The following is a 19,901-nucleotide window of genomic DNA, read 5'->3' as shown; positions in this document are numbered from 1 at the left end:
CGCAAGGCATTTTGGGCAACTTCGGTTGCCCTTTTTTTTGCCTGCAGAAAAGCGTGCGGCATAAAAAAAGGTGCGTCCCTGGGGGCGCACCTTTTTTATTCCCGGGCGGGTGGATCAGGTGCCCAGGACCTTCGACGCCGCCCAGAACAGGCCGGCCGACAGGGCCACCGTGGCCGGCAGGGTCAGGACCCAGGCCAGCAGGATGGTCTTCACCGTGCCGCTCTGCAGGCCGCTCTTGTTGGCGACCATGGTCCCGGCCACGCCGGAGGAGAGTACGTGGGTGGTGGACACCGGCAGGCTGAAGATATTCGCCAGGCCGATCAGGCCCGCGGCGGTGATCTGTGCCGACATGCCCTGAGCGTAGGTCATGCCCTGTTTGCCGATCTTCTCGCCAATGGTCAGTACCACGCGCTTCCAGCCGATCATGGTGCCCAGGCCCAGTGCCAGGGCCACCGCCAGGATTACCCAGAACGGCGCGTACTCGGTGGTGGCGGTCAGGTCCTTGCGCAGCTTGTCCAGGTCAGCCTTTTCACGGGCTGCCAGGTCCGGCAGTTTGCCCACTTTCTTCGCCGTGTCGTCCAGGCACAGCAGGTAGCGACGCACCTCGATGCGGCTCTCCGGCGACAGCGAGTGGTAATCGGCGACACCCTTGAGGCTGCTCAGCAGGGCGCTGATGGTCGGCTCGGTTTGTTGCGGATTGCAGCGGAACTTGCCCGGCAGGTCGTCTTTCACGCTCTTGCCCAGGGCCAGGAATTCGCCCAGGGAGTCGTGGTTGCGCTCATAGAACTGGCTCAGGTGCAGGGTTGCGTCGCGGGTCCGCTCGATCTGGTAGGTGGTGCTGTTGAGGTCCAGCACGAACTGCGCGGGGACGATACCGATCAGCACCAGCATGATCAGGCCAATGCCTTTCTGACCGTCGTTGGAACCGTGGACGAAGCTCACGGCCATGGCCGAGATCACCAGCACCAGACGGTTCCAGAACGGTGGGTGCTTCTTGTCATCGACCTTGCGGCGCTGTTCCGGGGTCTTGTGCATCTTGGAGATCGGCCGCCACCATTTCAGGCCGATCAGCACCAGCGCGGCAATCAGGAAGCCGGCCATCGGCGAGAACACCAGGGAAGCGCCGATATCGATCGCTTTCTGCCAGTTCACGCCATCTCCCAGCGGGATGTCGTTGAGCAGGGCATTGGCCAGGCCGACACCGAGGATCGAGCCGATCAGGGTGTGGGAGCTGGAGGCCGGGATGCCGAAATACCAGGTGCCCAGGTTCCAGGCGATGGCCGCCGCCAGCAGCGAGAAGACCATGGCCAGACCGTGGCCGGTGTTGACATTGATCAGCAGTTCCACCGGCAGCAGGTGGACGATGGCATAGGCCACGCCGACCCCGCCCAGCAGCACACCGAGAAAATTGAATACACCGGAAAAGAATACGGCCAGGTGCGGCGGCATGGCTTTGGTGTAGATAACAGTGGCAACCGCATTAGCGGTGTCATGAAAGCCGTTGATGAACTCGTAGGCGAGGACAAAAGCCAGGGCGAGCAAGAGGCTCACAAGCACCCAAGCATCCAGTCCGCTGAATAAATCGATCATGAAGGTTTTCTGACCCGGTCATAAGGGGGCGCGATTATGCCAGAAAACCCTGGTAATCAATGCACAAGGTGCTCACCGGTAACATTCTTCAACGAAAAAACTGACCCAGAGCAGAGTTTTTGTCGATTCTCGTCGAGCCTGGCAACCCATTGAGTTTATTGGGTTTGAGCGCCATGAGTGCGGGCTCGACCGGCGTGAAGCAAAGGTTAAAACGATCGTATGAAATTTCAGCGAAAGGGCCTGCCGGGTGCCGATTCTCGTCCGGATGGGACAAGGTGGCGAAGGGCCCGGGGTGGCGAGCATCAATAGTCTGCCAGGCCGCCGAGATCATCGTGCGGACCAGCGAGCAAGCCCCATGAAGTCAGGCCGCCAGGATTATGGCTGTTCGGCCTTGAGCTCTTTTTCCATCTTTTGCAGTTCTTGAGTGAAAGCCTGATCGCGAATAGTTGCGCGTTTGCGCCAAGGTTTGCGTTCCGGTTCGGGCTGGGCGGCATAGCGGGTGATCTCGCCGCCGTAAACTTCCTTGTAACGTTGTTCCTGGCGCTCAAGTTCCGCGCGCAGTTCGTCTTTCGTCACAGTGTTACCTAATTGAGTAAAGGTCCATTCCGGCGTAACGCATTGCCTGTGGGCGACTATAACAATCCGAATCGGGCTTCTGGGGCTGCCGATTCGTGATCCGTTCCAGCGTGCCTTTTGTTGCATGCGGCCACGTCACCGGATGAAGACAACTGTCGTAGCAACAGTGTTGTTTGTTGCAAGCGGATTGGCCGAATCTGCTTTGAGGTCAAGCGCTTGCGGCAGGTGATCGATTACAGCCTGGCGTCACCTGGGCGAGGCGGGAGCGGGACTCACTCCGTGTTCCTCGCTCGTGCAGTATAGCCGCGGCGAAGAATAACTCTATGGGCGACAAGTTTAAAATAGCCAACTTTATTGTGAGTATTTTGTGACACGGAAGTTCGAAACACTTCCTACACGATGCTTCCTGTTTTCGTACTCCACCAATGGAAGTCTAGATGGGGCGTCGCTGCTCTTTATACAAGTGGCGAATGGAAAAAACAGCGCGCAGCGCCAGCGTCGGCTGGCGATTATTACTATGAGTTTTTGCAATAAAAGAGTGCTGAAGAGGGTGGCGGCCTCAAGCGCGGCGGATTGCGATTATCGGTCGCCGGTTCGATAATCGCCCAATGTTGCCGGTGGCAGCTTGTGCTGTCTCTCCAATACGGCTTGTAATACGGCCGAATTTTGTCGCAGGGAACCTGAAATGAACGATCAGATGCGTAATTCCTTTACCTCGGTGGCGCCGCCGATCGTGGCTTCGGCTGCGAAGAGGATTCAGGCGTTGACCGGTGACCCGGATTTCATGACTTCCCTGGCTCGTGGCCTGGCAGTGGTGCAGGCGTTCCAGGAGCGCAAGCGCCACCTGACCATCGCCCAGATCAGCCACCGCACGGAAATTCCCCGGGCCGCGGTGCGTCGTTGCCTGCACACCCTGATCAAGCTGGGCTACGCCACCACCGATGGGCGCACCTATTCGCTGCTGCCCAAGGTGCTGACCCTGGGCCATGCCTACCTGTCGTCGACGCCCCTGGCGGTTTCCGCTCAGCCCTATCTGGACCGCATGAGCGAGCAGCTCCACGAGGCTTGCAACATGGCCACCCTGGAAGGCGACGACATTCTCTACATCGCCCGTTCCGCCACCACCCAGCGCCTGATTTCCGTGGACCTGTCGGTCGGCGGGCGCCTGCCGGCCTATTGCACGTCCATGGGGCGCATCCTGCTGGCGGCCCTGGACGACTCTTCGTTGCATGAGTACCTGGAGCACGCCGACCTGCAGGCCAAGACCAGTCGCACCCTGCATACACCGGAAGCCCTGCTGGAATGCCTGCAACAGGTGCGTCGGCAAGGCTGGTGCATTGTCGACCAGGAGCTGGAGCAGGGGCTGCGCTCGATCGCCGTGCCGGTGTACGACGCCTCGGGCCAGGTGCTGGCGGCATTGAACGTCAGCACCCACGCCGGCCGGGTCAGCCGCGCCGAGTTGGAACAGCGCTTTTTGCCCGGCCTGCTGAGCGCCAGCCGCGATCTGAGCGCCCAGCTGTTTGCTTAAGCTGTTCGATAAACGCACAGATCCGCCTCGGACGAATTGACGCTGTTTCCCCTGGCTCATTAATGTCGCGGCAGCGTCATCGGCGGCCAGCCGGCATTGCCGGTCTGCGCCGATGACCCGTCCAATAATAATGAAGAGGCCAACTCATGAGCATGCTCTCCCTGCGTCGTTGCCGTGACCGTTCCTGCCGTCCCGCCCGAGTCGCCTGATTTACTCCACCCTTTCTACGTGACCTGATCAGCCCCTGGCGGCCTTTGCTCGCCTGCGTTTTAGTGTGGAAATAACAACAATGAACCAACCTCAATCCGCTGTAGGGAACTGCCTTGATGTGCAGTCCTTCATCAATGCCCAACCCTTGTCCCGTTACCAGTGGCGAGTGGTGATCCTGTGTTTTCTGATTGTCTTCCTCGATGGCCTGGACACCGCGGCCATGGGCTTCATCGCCCCGGCGCTGTCCCAGGACTGGGGCATCGACCGCGCCAGCCTCGGCCCGGTGATGAGCGCCGCGCTGATCGGCATGGTCTTCGGCGCCCTGGGCTCTGGACCCCTGGCCGACCGTTTCGGGCGCAAGGTGGTGCTGGTGGGGGCGGTGCTGCTGTTCGGCGCCTTCAGCCTGGCGTCGGCCTATAGCACCAATGTCGATCAGTTGCTGGTCCTGCGCTTTCTCACCGGCCTGGGGCTGGGGGCGGGCATGCCCAACGCCACCACGCTGCTGTCGGAATACACCCCCGAGCGCCACAAATCGCTGCTGGTAACCAGCATGTTCTGCGGTTTCAACCTGGGCATGGCCGGCGGTGGCTTCATTTCCGCCAAGCTGATTCCGGCCTTCGGCTGGCACAGCCTGCTGCTGATTGGCGGAATTCTGCCGTTGATCCTGGCCCTGGTGCTGGTGGTCTGGTTACCGGAGTCGGCGCGTTACCTGGTGGTGCGCAATCGCGGCACCGACAGGGTGCGCAAGACCCTGGCGCCGATCGCCCCGGCCATCGTCGGCGAGGCCGGCAGTTTCAGCGTGCCCGAGCAGAAGACGGTGAAGGCGCGCAACGTGTTCGCGGTGATCTTCTCCGGCACTTACAGCGTGGGCACCTTGCTGCTGTGGCTGACCTATTTCATGGGCCTGGTGATTGTCTACCTGCTGACCAGCTGGCTGCCGACCCTGATGCGGGACAGCGGGGCGAGCATGGAGCAGGCCGCCTTTATCGGCGCCCTGTTCCAGTTCGGCGGGGTGCTCAGCGCCGTAGCCGTGGGCTGGGCCATGGACCGTTTCAATCCGCACAAGGTGATCGGCTGTTTCTACCTGCTGGCCGGGGTCTTTGCCTACGCCGTGGGGCAAAGCCTGGGCAGCATCACCCTGCTCGCCACCCTGGTGCTGATCGCCGGCATGTGCGTCAACGGCGCGCAATCGGCGATGCCGTCCCTGGCGGCGCGTTTCTATCCGACCCAGGGGCGGGCCACCGGGGTGTCCTGGATGCTCGGCATCGGCCGTTTCGGTGCCATCCTCGGCGCCTGGATGGGGGCGACCCTGCTGGGCCTGGGCTGGAACTTCGAACAGGTACTGACCGCCCTGGTGATTCCGGCGGCCTTGGCCACCACCGCCGTGGTGATCAAGGGCATGGTCAGCCACGCCGACGCCACCTGAGGCCATCTCGCCCCCTAGGCGCTGTCGCAGGCTGCCCGCGGGCCCGGAGGGGCCCGCTGTTCCAAGGTCCTGCGCAAGGTTCTTCAAGCCCCATCGCAGCCTGCGGCGGCGGCCACTAGCCGACCCGCAAGGCTGTTTCGGGACGGGAGAGCGGTAATCGATAGCCACGCAACAATGCGTTCGATAATCGAACACTCAGTCGATTATCGGATTGTTTGGGGTCTGGCTCCCGCTTAATCTTCAGTCACTGCGGCGCGCCCAGAGCGCCTTTTTCTCCAGTCGCTGAATAACAATCGGGAGACCCCATCCATGGCTGAAATCCTTTCGCTGCACGACGCGGTGAAGCAATTCGTCAACGACGGCGACACCGTCGCGCTCGAAGGCTTCACCCACCTGATTCCTACGGCCGCAGGTCATGAAATCATCCGCCAGGGCAAGAAAGACCTGACCCTGGTGCGCATGACCCCTGACTTGATCTACGACCAGTTGATCGGTGCCGGTTGCGCTCGCAAGCTGATTTTCTCCTGGGGCGGCAACCCGGGTGTGGGCTCCCTGCACCGCCTGCGCGATGCCGTGGAAAAACAGTGGCCTCAGCCGCTGGAAATCGAAGAGCACAGCCACGCCGACCTGGCCAACGCCTATGTCGCCGGTGCTTCGGGCTTGCCGTTTGCCGTACTGCGGGCCTACGCCGGCTCCGACCTGCCCAAGGTCAACCCGCTGATCAAGACCGTGACCTGCCCCTTCACCGGTGAAGTACTGGCGGCGGTGCCTTCGGTACGCCCCGATGTCACGGTGATCCATGCGCAGAAAGCCGACCGCAAGGGCAACGTCCTGCTGTGGGGGATCCTGGGGGTGCAGAAAGAGGCCGCCCTGGCCGCCAAGCGCTGCATCGTCACCGTCGAGGAAATCGTCGACGACCTGAACGCCCCGATGAACGCCTGCGTGCTGCCGACCTGGGCCCTGAGCGCGGTCTGCCATGTGCCAGGCGGTGCCCATCCGTCCTATGCCCACGGTTACTCCGAGCGCGACAACCGCTTCTACCAGGCCTGGGATCCGATCGCCCGCGACCGTGAAACCTTCACCGCCTGGATCAACGAATACATCCGCGGCAGTGCCGACTTCAGCGAATTCCAGGCCAAGCTGGCCGCAGCTTCGGAGGCCAAGTAATGAACTACTCCACCAATGAAATGATGACCGTGGCCGCTGCCCGTCGCCTGCAGAACGGCTCGGTGTGCTTCGTCGGCATCGGCCTGCCCTCCAAGGCCGCCAACCTGGCGCGCCTGACCTCGTCGCCAGACGTGGTACTGATCTACGAGTCCGGCCCGATCGGCGCCAAGCCCAGCGTGCTGCCGCTGTCCATCGGTGACGGCGAGCTGGCGGAAACCGCCGACACCGTGGTGCCTACCGGCGAGATCTTCCGCTACTGGCTGCAGGGCGGACGCATCGACGTGGGTTTCCTCGGGGCTGCCCAGGTCGACCGTTTCGGCAACATCAACACCACCGTGGTCGGTGATTACCACCGGCCCAAGGTACGCCTGCCGGGCGCCGGCGGTGCTCCGGAAATCGCCGGTTCGGCGAAAAGCGTACTGATCATCCTCAAGCAGTCGTCCCGCTCCTTTGTCGACAAGCTGGATTTCATCACCTCCGTCGGTCACGGCGAGGGTGGCGACTCGCGCAAGCGCCTGGGCCTGCCCGGCGCCGGTCCGGTGGGGATCATCACCGACCTGTGCATCATGGAGCCGGAAGCCGGCACCCACGAATTCATCGTCACCTCGCTGCACCCGGGCGTGACCCGCGAGCAGGTAGTGGCCGCCACCGGCTGGGCGATCCGTTTCGCCGAGCACGTGGCCGAAACGGCCGCACCCACCGAAGTCGAACTCACTGCCCTGCGTGACCTGGAAGCGCGCACCGCCGCGGCCCATGGCCAAGCTCCTGGAGAAGCCTGATGCGTGACGTATTCATTTGCGATGCCATTCGTACCCCCATCGGCCGTTTTGGCGGCGGCCTCTCGGCCGTCCGTGCCGATGACCTGGCGGCAGTGCCGATCAAGGCGCTGATGGAGCGCAACCCGGGCGTGGACTGGAGCGCGCTGGACGAGGTGTTCCTCGGCTGCGCCAACCAGGCCGGCGAGGACAACCGCAACGTGGCACGCATGGCGTTGCTGCTGGCGGGCCTGCCGGACAGCGTGCCCGGGGTCACCCTCAACCGTCTCTGCGCCTCGGGCCTGGACGCCATCGGCACCGCGTTCCGCGCCATCGCCAGCGGCGAGATGGAGCTGGCGATTGCCGGCGGCGTCGAGTCCATGTCCCGCGCGCCCTTTGTCATGGGCAAGGCTGACAGCGCCTTCTCGCGCAACATGAAGCTGGAAGACACCACCATCGGCTGGCGTTTCATCAACCCGCTGATGAAGGCCCAGTACGGCGTGGACGCCATGCCGCAGACCGCCGATAACGTGGCCGACGACTATCAGGTGTCCCGCGCCGACCAGGACGCCTTCGCCCTGCGCAGCCAGCAGCGCACCGCCGCGGCCCAGGCCGCCGGCTACTTCGCCGAGGAAATCGTCCCGGTGCGCATCGCCCACAAGAAGGGCGAGACAGTGGTGGAGCAGGACGAACATCCGCGTGCCGATACCACCCTGGAAACCCTGGCCAAGCTCAAGCCGGTCAACGGCCCGGACAAGACCGTCACCGCCGGCAACGCCTCCGGGGTCAACGACGGCGCCGCGGCGCTGATCCTGGCGTCGGCCGAGGCGGTCAAGAAACACGGCCTGACCCCGCGTGCGCGGGTGCTGGGCATGGCCAGCGCCGGGGTGGCGCCGCGAGTGATGGGCATTGGCCCGGTGCCGGCGGTGCGCAAGTTGATCGAACGCCTGGGCGTGGCGGTCAGCGATTTCGACGTGATCGAGCTCAACGAAGCCTTCGCCAGCCAGGGCCTGGCGGTGCTGCGCGAGCTGGGCCTGGCGGACGATGCGCCACAGGTCAACCCCAATGGCGGCGCCATTGCCCTGGGCCATCCACTGGGCATGAGTGGTGCGCGCCTGGTGCTGACGGCCCTGCATCAGCTGGAAAAGAGCGGTGGTAAAAAAGGCCTGGCCACCATGTGCGTAGGTGTCGGCCAAGGGCTGGCGCTGGCCATCGAGCGGGTCTGACTGCCTGCCTTATACAAGAAGAGAACGAGGAACCACCATGAGTGACAAGCCCGGTTACCGGCGCCCGCAAGCGGGCACTCAGCCTGATTATCTGCACCCGGCCTACCAGTCGACCAACACCCGCTCGCCGTCCAAGCCGCTGGTGTTCCTGCCCCATTCGCTGTCGGAAATCACCGGCCCGAGCATCGGCGCCGAATCGATCCAGGAACGGGACAACGACCTGACCGCGCAGCACGCAGGCCAGCCCCAGGGCGAGCGGATCATCATCCACGGCCGCGTGCTGGACGAAAACGGCCTGCCGGTGCCGGGCATCCTGGTGGAGATCTGGCAGGCCAACGCCGCCGGTCGCTACAACCACGACCGCGACCTGCACGATGCACCGCTGGATCCGAACTTCACCGGCACCGGGCGCACCGTGACCGATGCCGACGGCTGGTATCAGTTCCAGACCATCAAGCCCGGCGCCTACCCCTGGGGCAACCACCACAATGCCTGGCGTCCGGCGCATATCCACTTCTCGCTGTTCGGCCCGAGCATCCTCACCCGTCTGGTGACCCAGATGTATTTCCCCGGCGACCCGCTGCTGGAATATGACCCGATCTACAACTGCGTGCCGGACACCCGCGCCAAGGAACGCCTGATCGCCCGTTTCGATCTGGAGAAAACCATCCCTTCCTACGCCCTCGGTTACCGTTGGGACATCGTCCTGCGCGGCCGCGATGCCACGCCGATGGAGAAATGACATGACCCTGACCGCGACTACCTCCCACACCGTCGGCCCCTACTACCACATCGGCCTGACCTGGCTGAACCGCGAAGACCTGACCGAGGAAGGCACTCGGGGCGAGCGGGTGGCGATCACCGGCCAGGTGGTGGACGGCAACGGCAACTTCGTCAACGACGCCATGCTGGAAGTCTGGCAGGCCAATGCCGCCGGCAAGTACCGCCACCCGGAAGATCAGCAGGACAAGCCCCTGGACCCGCACTTCCAGGGATTTGGCCGGGTGCCGGTGGACGCCGAAGGGCGCTTTCGCTTCACCACCATCAAGCCGGGCACGGTGCCGGGCCTCAAGGGCACGACCCAGGCGCCGCACCTGGTGGTGCTGGTGTTCGCCCGTGGCCTGGTCAAGCACCTGCTGACTCGCATCTACTTCGACGGCGAGCCGGCCAACGCCGCCGACCCGCTGTTGGCCTGCGTGCCCGAGGAGCGCCGCGGTACCTTGCTGGCCAGGGCCGATGCCGCCGGTCACTACCAGTGGAACGTGATTCTCCAGGGGACCGACGCCGAGACGGTGTTCTTCGATTACTGAGCCGGAGCACGGTGTAGCCGCTGCCGCAGGCTGCGAACGGCCCGAAGGGACGCGGTTGCGGCGAGTTTGGCGAGAGAGTGCCAAGCAAGGCCCTGCGTACCGAACGCGGCCCGGCCTTTCGCAGCCTCGCCGTGGCTCGGCAGCGGCTACAGGCAGAACCATAGGGCCCATGTCCCGTAGGGAACGGGAGTGTTGCCAGGTGTGTCTAGACTCACACTGTCCCCCACGAGTGAAAAATCATGACAACAAGCACAAGTCACTACACCGCAGAGGAGCGCAGCAAAAGGATCTTTGCCATTGTCGGTGCCTCCTCCGGCAACCTGGTGGAATGGTTCGACTTCTACGTCTATGCCTTTTGCGCCATCTACTTCGCCCCGGCATTTTTCCCCTCCGACGATCCCACGGTGCAGTTGCTCAACACCGCCGGGGTGTTCGCCGCCGGCTTTTTGATGCGGCCCATCGGCGGCTGGCTGTTCGGCCGGGTTGCCGACCGCCACGGGCGCAAGAACTCGATGATGATCTCGGTGCTGATGATGTGTGCCGGCTCCCTGGTCATCGCCTTTTTGCCGACCTACGCCAGCATCGGTGCCTGGGCGCCGTTCCTGCTGCTGGTGGCGCGCCTGTTCCAGGGCCTGTCGGTGGGCGGCGAGTACGGCACCACCGCCACCTACATGAGTGAAGTGGCGCTCAAGGGCCAGCGCGGGTTCTTCGCCTCCTTCCAGTACGTGACCCTGATCGGCGGGCAACTGCTGGCGGTGTCGGTGGTGGTGGTTCTCCAGCAGTTTCTCGATGAGGCCGAGCTCAAGGCCTGGGGCTGGCGCGTTCCGTTCGTGATCGGTGCCATCGCGGCGCTGATCTCGCTGCTGCTGCGGCGTTCGCTGAAGGAAACCACCAGCAAGGAGATGCGCGAGAACAAGGACGCCGGCAGCGTCGCCGCGCTGTTCAAGAATCACTCGGCGGCCTTCATCACCGTGCTGGGCTACACCGCCGGCGGCTCGCTGATTTTCTACACCTTCACCACCTACATGCAGAAGTACCTGGTGAACACCGCGGGCATGCACGCCAAGACCGCCAGCTACATCATGACCGGCGCGCTGTTCCTCTATATGTGCATGCAGCCGCTGTTCGGCATGCTGGCGGACAAGATCGGCCGACGTAATTCCATGCTCTGGTTCGGCGCCCTGGGCACCCTGTTCACCGTGCCGATCCTGCTGACCCTGAAGACCGTCACCAGTCCGTTCCTGGCCTTTGTGCTGATCACCCTGGCCCTGGCCATCGTCAGTTTCTACACCTCCATCAGCGGCCTGGTGAAGGCCGAGATGTTCCCGCCGCAGGTGCGCGCGCTGGGGGTGGGCTTGGCTTATGCGGTGGCCAATGCGATCTTCGGTGGCTCGGCGGAATGGGTGGCCCTGAACTTCAAGAACATGGGCATGGAAAACACCTTCTACTGGTACGTCACGGCGATGATGGCGATAGCCTTCCTGTTCAGCCTGCGCCTGCCGAAGCAGGCGGCCTACCTGCACCATGATCTTTGACCTGTGTGCCTGCGCCCGAGCCGGGCGCAGGCTTGCTAAGGACTGTTTATGACCCTGACTGCGAGCAACCAGTTGTTCGATGCCTACTTCACTGCCCGGGAAATGCGCGGAGTGTTCTGCGACCAGGGGCGGGTCCAGGCCATGCTCGACTTCGAGGCGGCCCTGGCCCGCGCCGAGGCGCGGGTCGGGCTGATCCCGCAGCGTGCCGTGGCCCCGATCGAGGCGGCCTGCCGGGCGCAACTCTATGATTTCCAGGCCCTGGGAGAGGCGATTGCCACGGCCGGCAATTCGGCGATTCCCCTGGTCAAGGCCCTGGGCAAGCAGATCGCCCGCAGCGATGGTGAGGCCGAACGCTATGTGCACCTGGGAGCCACCAGCCAGGACGTGATGGACAGCGGGCTGGTGCTGCAACTGCGCCGCGCCGTGCAGTTGCTGGAGCAGGACCTGTTGCGCCTGGGGGACCTTCTGGCGGCCCAGGCCACGCGTCATGCCGACACGCCCCTGGCCGGCCGAACCTGGCTGCAGCACGCGACGCCGGTGACCCTGGGCATGAAGATCGCCGGTTGGCTGGGGGCGGTGACCCGCAGCCGCGAACGCCTGCAACAACTCAAGCCGCGCCTGCTGGTGCTGCAGTTCGGCGGCGCCTCCGGAACCCTCGCGGCCCTCGGCGAGCAGGCCCTGCCGATTGCCCGGGCCCTGGCCGAGGAACTGCAGCTCCGCCTGCCGGAACAGCCTTGGCACACCCAGCGCGACCGCCTGGTGGAGTTCGCCTCGGTGCTGGGCCTGCTGGCCGGCAGCCTGGGCAAGCTGGGGCGCGATATCAGCCTGCTGATGCAGACCGAGGCGGCGGAAGTCTTCGAGCCTGCTGCGCCGGGCAAGGGCGGTTCGTCCACCATGCCGCACAAGCGCAATCCGGTGGGCGCGGCGGTACTGATCAGCGCCGCGACCCGGGTTCCGGGCCTCCTGGCGACAATGTTCACCGCCATGCCCCAGGAGCACGAGCGCAGTCTCGGCCTGTGGCACGCCGAATGGGACACCCTGCCGGACATCTGCTGCCTGGTGTCCGGGGCGCTGCAACAAGCCTTGCTGGTGGCCGAGGGGTTGCAGGTCGACAGCGCCCGCATGGCGCGCAACCTCGACCTGACCCGGGGCCTGGTCCTGGCCGAAGCGGTGAGCATTGAACTGGCCCAGCGCCTGGGCCGGGAAACCGCCCATCACCTGTTGGAACAATGCTGCAAGCGTGCGGTGGAGGAACAACGCCATCTGCGCGAGGTATTGGCGGACGATGCCCGGGTCTGCGCCGAGCTGTCGGCGGCAGAGCTGGATCGTCTGATGGATCCGGCGCATTACCTCGGTCAGGCCCAGGCCTGGGTCGAGCGCGCCGTGGCTGAACATTTTGCCTTGAAGGCCTGAAGGAGACTGCTGTGGGATTCGTGAAACTCGCCGAGGGCGATCTGCACTATCAACTCGAAGGACCAGAGGGCGCGCCGGTACTGGTGCTGTCCAACTCCCTGGGCACCGATCTGCGTATGTGGGACAAGCAGATGGCGGCCTTTACCCGGCACTTCCGGGTGCTGCGCATGGACACCCGCGGCCATGGTCTTTCGCTGGTGAGCGAGGGGCCCTACAGCATCGAGCAACTGGGCCGGGATGTGCTGGCGTTGCTGGATGCCCTGGATATCCAGCGTGCGCATTTCTGCGGCCTGTCCATGGGCGGCCTGATCGGCCAGTGGCTGGGGATCAACGCCGGCGAGCGTTTGCACAAACTGGTGGTGTGCAACACCGCGGCCAAGATCGGCGAGCCCTCGGTGTGGAACCCGCGGATCGAGACCGTGCTGCGTGACGGCCCGGCGGCCATGGTGGCGCTGCGTGACGCCTCCATCGCCCGCTGGTTCACCGCCGACTTCGCCCAAGCCCACCCTGACCAGGCCAAGCTGATTACCGACATGCTCGCCGCCACTTCGCCCCAGGGCTATGCCGCCAACTGTGCGGCGGTGCGCGATGCGGATTTCCGCGAGCAACTGGGGGCGATCAAGGTGCCGACCCTGGTGATTTCCGGCAGTGACGACGCGGTGACTCCGCCCTCCGGCGGTCACTTCATCGAGCAGCACGTGGCCGGCGCCGAGTACGCCGAGTTCTATGCCGCGCACCTGTCCAACGTCCAGGCCGGCGACGCGTTCAGCGCCCGTGTCGTGGAATTCCTGCTGGCCTGAGCATCGATTCAAGGAGCCCTTCGTGGACGAGAAACAACGTTATGACGCCGGCATGCAGGTGCGCCGCGCGGTATTGGGCGATGCCCATGTCGACCGCAGCCTGAATGCCCTGAACGAGTTCAACTCGGAATTCCAGGAAATGATCACCCGCCATGCCTGGGGCGATATCTGGACCCGCCCGGGCCTGCCGCGGCACACCCGCAGCCTGATCACCATTGCCATGCTGATCGGCATGAACCGCAACGAAGAGCTCAAGTTGCACCTGCGGGCTGCCGCCAATAACGGCGTGAGCCGTGGCGAGATCAAGGAAGTGATCATGCAGAGCGCGATCTACTGCGGCATCCCGGCGGCCAATGCCACCTTCCACCTGGCCGAATCGGTGTGGGACGAACTGGGCACCGAGTCGCGCCTGTAACCCGTTCCACGGCCCAACAAAAAGGCCAGCCCGATCACCGGGCTGGCCTTTTTTGTGGGGCTGATGCGCCGTTACAGCAGGCTCAACGGATAGCTGACGATCAGGCGGTTTTCGTCGAACTCGTTGTTGCTGAAATCCCGGCGCATGGTGGAGTTGCGCCATTTCAGGTTGAGGTTCTTCAGCGTACCGCTCTGCACCGTGTAGCCCAGCTCGCTTTCCCGGCCCCATTCCTTGCCGTCGCTGACCGTGGCGGTGTGCACGTTGCTGCCGCTGATGTAGCGGTTCATCAGGGTCAGGCCTGGCACTCCCAGGGCGGCGAAGTTGTAGTCATGGCGCAGCTGCCAGGATCTTTCCTGGGCGTTGTCGTAGCTGGCGTTGAAGCTGTCGTTTGCCAGGGTGCCACCGCTGGTGCCGTTGACCCGCATCCAGGCGCTGGGGCCGGTGAGTTTCTGCAGGCCGACATAGAAGGTGTTGCCGCCGTACTTGGCCGAGAACAGGCCGGACCAGGTGCGGTTTTCCAGATCGCCGGCACGGGCGCTGCCGTCTTCCTTGCCGTAGAAGAAGCCCAGGTTGGCGCCCAGGGTCCAGTCGCCCAGAGGCTGGGTGTGGATCAGGTTGACGAACTGCTGGCGGTAGATGTCCTTGAGCTGGGCGTTCCACAGGGCGACCTGGGTGCGCTTGTCGTTGAAGGCGTATTCGGCGCCCTGGAAGTTGAAGCGGTCGGAAGTGAAGGCCGCTTTGCCGAACATCGTCATGTCGCTCATGCTGCTGTCGTCGCGCGGGCTGTTGCCGCGGAACTGGCCGCCGTAGAGCGTCAGGCCGGCGATTTCCCTGGAGGTGATCTGGCCGCCGCGGAAGGTCTGCGGCAGCGAGCGGCCGTCATCGGAACGCAGGATCGGCAGCACCGGCATCCACTCGCCGACCTTGACCTCGGTCTGCGACAAGCGGGCCTTGAACGCTACCCCCAGGCGCCCGAAGTTGTCCGCCGGGCGGCCGTCGTGGTCCAGGGGCAGCAACTGGGTGCCGCCGGTGCCCTTGCCACCGTCGAGCTTGAGCGAGTACAGGCCCAGCACATCCATGCCGAACCCCACGGTGCCCTGGGTGAAACCCGACTTGGCGTCGAGGATGAAGCTCTGAGTCCACTCTTCGGCCTTGCCCTGAGCCTTGGTCGGGTTGGTGAAGTTGCGGTTGATGTAGAAGTTGCGCAGGTTCAGGTTGGCCTGGGCGTCCTCGAAAAAGCCCGATTCCGCGGCCACTGCCGGCAGGGCGAGGCTGGTCAACGCCACCGCCAGAAGGCAGGGCACAAGGTGTTGTGGCGGGGTGATTGGCTTCATGTGTCGGTCTCTCTAATTGTTAGGGGTGCAGCAACCCACTGCCGGCAAATCTGCGGACAGCGTGCAATACCTTGAAGGTGCAGCGGGTGGGATCAGCCGGAGCGGGCAGGGCGTGGGGGCATGACATCGAACCTGTTGTTATTGGTGTGTTCGGGTGCCGGGAATGGTGCGTTGCCCCCCAGGGGCGATCAATTGGCGAATGGCGGTTTTGGGCGATTAACGAACACTTATCGAGTTCGGTTCCGGGGCGCCGGCAACCCCGGGATGCCTGTTGAATCCTGGGGTTGTCCGCGCTGCTCGATGGGGCCTGGTCCTTGTGTGGTATCCCTGGCGCGCCACAGATTCATGACAAGTGTTTATTGCTTTGGTTGTAAGTCATTGTCTACAAGTGGCTTACTTATATAAAAGATATAGGAGTAATCGCCAGTTAAACTTTAAATTCGGTGTTATCTATTATCGTAAAAAGGTTTAAGCGAAAACTTTGCTGGTGCTGGAAATGCAGACTTGCCTTGCTATATTGAAAGTCCTCAGGGCGGATAGGGATAAGTTGTAAGTTTCGTCAGGAGAAAGGTTGTTATCGTGCTTTCAATATATAAGGAGAGATACCATGAGTACGAAAGTCAATCAGGAGCGCCTTGCATCAGTAGTAGGCCGCGCACTTCTGGATAAGGACTTCGCAGCGCAGTTGCATCAGGATCCTGAAGCGGCTGCCAAAGGCATCGGCGTGCATTTGAGCGCCACTGAAGTGGGCGCCGTGAAAAGTATTGATACGGCAAAACTGACCAGTGCCGGGTCGGCCATTCGCGACAAGATCGGTGTCGCGGCGATCTTTGACACTCAACAGCAACAGGCGCGAATGGACTGAGCGGGGCGTGTGCAGTCCGGTGTGTCGCCCTTCAGTGCGGATCAGGGCGGCACACCGGAATCGGGATTCAAGTTCACAGTGGAGTGCCTGTCCGTGTCCATCAGCCTGGTGTCGATGCAGGAAGCCGACTTCGAGCGTTTCGCCCGGCGAGCCTTGCAGGAGTATGCCGCCGGCATGGTGGCCGCCGGTGAATGGCCGCCGGAGCAGGCATCGTTCCAGGCGGCGGAGGTGTTCCGCCAGTTACTGCCGCAGGGCCGCCTGAGTCCGCACAACCACCTGTGGCGGGCGCTGCATGCAGGGCGGGCGGTGGGTGAGCTGTGGATCGCCGAACGTCAGGCCGGGTCCCGACGGATTGCCTTCATCCTCGATCTGTATATCGAACCGATCGAACGTCGCCAGGGTTACGCCAGGCAGACGCTGCTGGCCGGTGAGTCGCTGGCGCGCGAGTGGGGCTGTGATGAAATGCGTTTGCATGTCTTCGGTCGCAACCTTGAGGCGCGTCGTCTTTATGAACTGCTGGGCTATGAAGTCGCCAGCCTGACGATGAGCAAGCCCTTGCCGTGAACTTTAGGGAAGGTTGAACCATGGACAGCGTAAACAGCAAACAAGCGGAACTTTCCATCGATGAGCTGTTTAAGGGCACTACTTTTCTTGCGGACAGCGAACCGCAACGCTTTCTCCAGTTGCAGGAACAAGTTGCGAAGAATCGCTATACGATGTTTGTCGCGTTATATGCGGAACTGTCAAAGTTATTTGCGGCGAATTCTGCGCTGCGAGTATTTTTCAAACAGGCGCTGGATATTATTCTGTCGCCGGAAAGTGTCCGCAATCCACTGGTCGCGCATCCGGTATTTCAGATCTGGAGTGTGCTGACGTTTCGCGATGTCAACTATCTATTGACTGGAAAGACCCTGGATGACAGCGAGGTCATAGCCAGGCTGCTGGAGTTTCCCCAAGTGCTGCAACGGATTGAAGCTGCGCAGCAGGCACGGCCCGATGAACAGTGCCCGCCGGTGTATCGCTTCGATGTCGATCCGCTGATCACGCAGGTCACGCCCCCCAGTTATGACTACCCGCCAGACGAGGCGACCCGGCGTCAGCTGGAGCGCGCGGGTTATTCCAAAGCGTTTTTTCGCGATGTCATGCAACTTGCCCTGCAGCGGATCAAACACACCTGGCCGGCCTGTCATGAACAGTGGCAGGTGCTGGTCAAGGCCGTGTGCTACTTGCCCGACGGCAGTTTTCGCAGTTGCTCCGCGTCCCGTTATACCGGGGTGATCCTGCTGTCGAGCCGGGACAACTCGATACTCGATCTGGAGGAGTCGCTGGTGCACGAGGCGACCCACCAGTTGCTGTACAACGTGGTCGAAGTCGCCGCGGTGGTCGAGCCCCAGGCTTCGCGGGAGGTCCTGTACACCCTGCCCTGGTCGGGGCAGCAGCGCGACTTGTACGGGTACTTTCATGCTTTTTATGTCTACATCGCCCTGGTCAAGTACCTGGAACGGGTTCGCGACCGTCCGGCGCAGGAGATGCGCCGGGCCGAGCAACGCCTGCTGTTCATCCTGCGGGGTTTGAGCAAGGCGCAGGCGGATTTCGCCGCCGCCCCGGGTTTTACCGCGCAGGGGCGGGAGCTGCTGGGCAATCTGCTGCAGGAGGTGCATCGCCTGGAGCGTCGCCATGCCGGATCGCTGAGTCGGGGCGAGGGCGCCAGTGCCGTTGCCACGGTCCTGCACATGACGGCCTGAGCCGGGGAGGCGGACATGCAAGACTTCGATGCTTCGCGTTTCCCCGACGCCGGGGTGGGCCTGGAATACCATTTGCCGCCTGGCGCCGGGAGCGGCGCGGTCGGGCTCGATCCCAGCCTCGAACGGATTCAGGCTGAGGGGCTGCCGTACTTCGATTACCTGGAGTTTCAGCCCACCCACTGCATCCTGCAGCCGCGCTTGAACGAGCTGGGCGGGCAGGTGCCGGTGCTGCTGCACTCGTCGAGCCTGTCCCTGGGCAGCGTCGGCATCGAGATGGACCGGGAATTTCTGCACATGACCCGTCGCCTGTGCCAGCGGACCGCCTCGCCGTGGCTGGCGGAGCACATTTCCTGGTCACGCTTTCAGGGCGGCGATACCCAGCATTTCATCCTGCCAAGCCTGGCTCGGGAAGTGGCCGATACGGTGGTGGCCAACGCCCTCGAACTGCAGGCCTTCACCGGCACCCCGCTGGTGCTGGAGAACGCGCCGCGGCTGTTTGCCATGGACATTGGCCAGGAGCTGTCCGAGGGCGGATTCATTTGCAGCGTGGTGGAGCGCAGCCACAGCGGTTTTCTCCTCGACCTGGACAGCGCCATCTGCACCGCCCGGGCCCTGGGCTACGACTTGCGTGAGTACCTGCGATCACTGCCGCTCAAGCGCCTGATCGAAGTGCATGTCGGCGATCCGCGCCGGGACTGGGACATCCTGCGGCAGTTGTTCGGCCACGCGCCGCTCAAGGCGGTCACCATCGAGTGGGACATTGCCGATCGCGCCGGCGATCCGGAGCTGGCAGCGCTGATTCGGGAGATCAAGGCGCTGCGGCCTGAGCCGCTGTTCTGGCAGGCCGGCGCCCTGGCCAAGCCTGCGCCACCGGCGGCCAGCCCGCTGGATGGCCAGACCCTGTTGCAATTGCGCCCGGGCACCTGGCTGGGTATCGACCGGGACCGCTTTACCCTGCGGGATCGACGGCGGGCCCTGGACCTGGAATTGGCGCTGCAGTTTCTGCCGCTGGTCCGGCATTTTCTCTGTCCGCGGACCCTGGACAGCGCGCTGCTGCTCCCCGGCGCGCTGGAAAACCCCAGCCTGGCGCTGCTCCAGGACCTGATCGCCCGGGGGCTGTTGCAGCCCGTGGACGGGCAGGGCCCTGGGCCCTCCGAGCCCGAGGCGGCCGGCGAGATCTGGAGTCACTGGCAGGTCGCGCTGGATTTCTACCTGGGGACGCGCACGCAAACCGCCACGCCCTACATCAGCGTGGCGCAGATGGAGGAGCAACTGGCCGGCAAGGCGCTGCAGCAGCGCCAGCCGTCGGCGTTCAAGGACTACTTTTCCCATCCGTTCCAGGCCCTGGACAATCCCTTGCTGGCATCGCCCTCGCTGTTTGAGCAGCCGCAACTGCTGGAGGTTCTGGCCCGTCGCCAGACCTGCCGGACCTTCGACGGGGGCCCCGTGACCGCCCAACAGCTGTCGGCGCTGCTGTATTACACCTGGGGAGCGAGTCAGGTGCGGCGTAATCCCATGGGGGATTTCTTCCTGAAGAAGACCTCGGCGTCCGGGGGCTCCCTGCATGCCATCGAGGTCTATCCGATCCTGCTCAATGTGCAGGGCCTGGAGGCCGGTCTGTATCACTACTCGGTGCGGCGGCACGGGCTTGAACTGCTGTCGCGCGAGGACCCCAGGTCCTGGATCGGTGCGGCGTGCGGCGACCAGAGCTGGATCGAACAGGCCTCGGTGCTGTTCCTGTCCACCGCGTGTCTGCAGCGCCTGGCCTGGAAGTACCCGGGCAGTCGGGCCTTGCGGGTGGCCTTGATGGACTGCGGCCATCTGAGCCAGAGCTTTGCCCTGGTGGCTACCGCCCTGGGGCTCAGGAGTTGCACCACGGCAGCCCTGCGCGACGAGACTTTCGAAACCCGCCTGGGCCTGGATTATCTGCGTGAGCCGGTGTTCTTGCTCAATGGGGCGGGGGGCTGAGGGGCGGTGACATAAAAAAACCCACCATGAGGTGGGTT

At 63.6% G+C, this 19,901-nt stretch carries 18 protein-coding genes; 15 read left to right on the top strand and 3 right to left on the bottom strand.

Going from position 1 to position 19,901, the window contains the following annotated elements; translation table 11 throughout:
* Positions 1-114: 114 nt before the first annotated feature.
* Complete coding sequence (locus L1O02_RS24165) at positions 115-1,590, bottom strand: inorganic phosphate transporter (RefSeq protein WP_060837872.1); 1,476 nt, start codon at positions 1,588-1,590, stop codon at positions 115-117.
* A 375-nt stretch (positions 1,591-1,965) separates the two neighbouring features.
* The gene (locus tag L1O02_RS24160) at positions 1,966-2,166 is read right to left on the bottom strand and encodes a hypothetical protein (protein WP_016962562.1); all 201 of its coding nucleotides are present in this window, start codon (positions 2,164-2,166) and stop codon (positions 1,966-1,968) included.
* A gap of 685 nt (positions 2,167-2,851) precedes the next feature.
* Between L1O02_RS24160 and pcaR the strand changes: the two genes are divergently transcribed.
* The 11 genes from pcaR to pcaC all read left to right on the top strand — a co-directional run bounded on the left by pcaR (position 2,852) and on the right by pcaC (position 13,951).
* Entirely contained in the window at positions 2,852-3,694 is an 843-nt protein-coding gene (gene pcaR, locus L1O02_RS24155; protein WP_060837873.1) for a pca regulon transcriptional regulator PcaR, read from the top strand.
* Positions 3,695-3,983: 289 nt separating this feature from the next.
* Positions 3,984-5,330, top strand: a complete 1,347-nt coding sequence (locus L1O02_RS24150) for an MFS transporter (protein ID WP_129405460.1) — start codon at positions 3,984-3,986, stop codon at positions 5,328-5,330.
* Positions 5,331-5,639: 309 nt separating this feature from the next.
* Positions 5,640-6,497 carry a CoA transferase subunit A gene (locus tag L1O02_RS24145; RefSeq protein WP_060837875.1) on the top strand — a complete coding sequence of 286 codons (858 nt, stop codon included), beginning with the start codon at positions 5,640-5,642 and terminating at the stop codon, positions 6,495-6,497.
* Positions 6,497-7,276 (top strand): CoA-transferase subunit beta, encoded by a 780-nt coding sequence (locus L1O02_RS24140; RefSeq protein WP_060837876.1) that lies wholly within the window; start codon positions 6,497-6,499, stop codon positions 7,274-7,276. The genes L1O02_RS24145 and L1O02_RS24140 overlap by 1 nt, the downstream gene beginning before the upstream one ends.
* Positions 7,273-8,478 carry a 3-oxoadipyl-CoA thiolase gene (gene pcaF / locus L1O02_RS24135; protein WP_173655930.1) on the top strand — a complete coding sequence of 402 codons (1,206 nt, stop codon included), beginning with the start codon at positions 7,273-7,275 and terminating at the stop codon, positions 8,476-8,478. The genes L1O02_RS24140 and pcaF overlap by 4 nt, the downstream gene beginning before the upstream one ends.
* A 37-nt stretch (positions 8,479-8,515) precedes the next feature.
* The gene (pcaH, locus tag L1O02_RS24130) at positions 8,516-9,220 is read left to right on the top strand and encodes a protocatechuate 3,4-dioxygenase subunit beta (protein ID WP_060837878.1); all 705 of its coding nucleotides are present in this window, start codon (positions 8,516-8,518) and stop codon (positions 9,218-9,220) included.
* A 1-nt stretch (position 9,221) separates the two neighbouring features.
* A complete protein-coding gene (gene pcaG / locus L1O02_RS24125; RefSeq protein ID WP_060837879.1) occupies positions 9,222-9,788 on the top strand; it encodes a protocatechuate 3,4-dioxygenase subunit alpha in 567 nt (188 codons plus the stop codon).
* Positions 9,789-10,027: 239 nt separating this feature from the next.
* Complete coding sequence (locus L1O02_RS24120) at positions 10,028-11,323, top strand: MFS family transporter (RefSeq protein WP_060837880.1); 1,296 nt, start codon at positions 10,028-10,030, stop codon at positions 11,321-11,323.
* 48 nt (positions 11,324-11,371) lie between these two features.
* A complete protein-coding gene (locus L1O02_RS24115) occupies positions 11,372-12,736 on the top strand; it encodes a 3-carboxy-cis,cis-muconate cycloisomerase (protein WP_060837881.1) in 1,365 nt (454 codons plus the stop codon).
* A gap of 11 nt (positions 12,737-12,747) precedes the next feature.
* Positions 12,748-13,536, top strand: coding sequence for a 3-oxoadipate enol-lactonase (gene pcaD, locus L1O02_RS24110; protein WP_060842666.1), 789 nt, complete (start codon positions 12,748-12,750; stop codon positions 13,534-13,536).
* 22 nt (positions 13,537-13,558) lie between these two features.
* Positions 13,559-13,951: a 4-carboxymuconolactone decarboxylase gene (gene pcaC / locus L1O02_RS24105; protein WP_060837883.1), complete on the top strand. Its 393-nt coding sequence runs from the start codon at positions 13,559-13,561 to the stop codon at positions 13,949-13,951.
* A gap of 71 nt (positions 13,952-14,022) precedes the next feature.
* Here pcaC and L1O02_RS24100 read toward each other — a convergent pair whose 3' ends face one another.
* The gene (locus L1O02_RS24100; RefSeq protein ID WP_060842667.1) at positions 14,023-15,285 is read right to left on the bottom strand and encodes an OprD family porin; all 1,263 of its coding nucleotides are present in this window, start codon (positions 15,283-15,285) and stop codon (positions 14,023-14,025) included.
* Positions 15,286-15,892: 607 nt separating this feature from the next.
* Between L1O02_RS24100 and L1O02_RS24095 the strand changes: the two genes are divergently transcribed.
* The 4 genes from L1O02_RS24095 (at position 15,893) to L1O02_RS24080 (ending at position 19,863) form a co-directional block, all read left to right on the top strand.
* Entirely contained in the window at positions 15,893-16,150 is a 258-nt protein-coding gene (locus L1O02_RS24095; RefSeq protein WP_016965124.1) for an Os1348 family RiPP precursor, read from the top strand.
* Between the two features lie 93 nt (positions 16,151-16,243).
* On the top strand, positions 16,244-16,714 hold the full coding sequence (locus L1O02_RS24090) for a GNAT family N-acetyltransferase (RefSeq protein WP_231979009.1): 471 nt from the start codon (positions 16,244-16,246) through the stop codon (positions 16,712-16,714).
* 20 nt (positions 16,715-16,734) lie between these two features.
* The gene (locus tag L1O02_RS24085) at positions 16,735-17,895 is read left to right on the top strand and encodes an HEXXH motif-containing putative peptide modification protein (RefSeq protein WP_060837885.1); all 1,161 of its coding nucleotides are present in this window, start codon (positions 16,735-16,737) and stop codon (positions 17,893-17,895) included.
* Positions 17,896-17,910: 15 nt separating this feature from the next.
* The gene (locus L1O02_RS24080) at positions 17,911-19,863 is read left to right on the top strand and encodes a DUF692 family multinuclear iron-containing protein (protein ID WP_235758866.1); all 1,953 of its coding nucleotides are present in this window, start codon (positions 17,911-17,913) and stop codon (positions 19,861-19,863) included.
* Positions 19,864-19,901: the final 38 nt, after the last annotated feature.

The organism is Pseudomonas sp. BC42 (assembly GCF_021560055.1).
GTDB lineage: Bacteria > Pseudomonadota > Gammaproteobacteria > Pseudomonadales > Pseudomonadaceae > Aquipseudomonas.
This window is presented reverse-complemented; position numbering and strand designations above follow the sequence as displayed.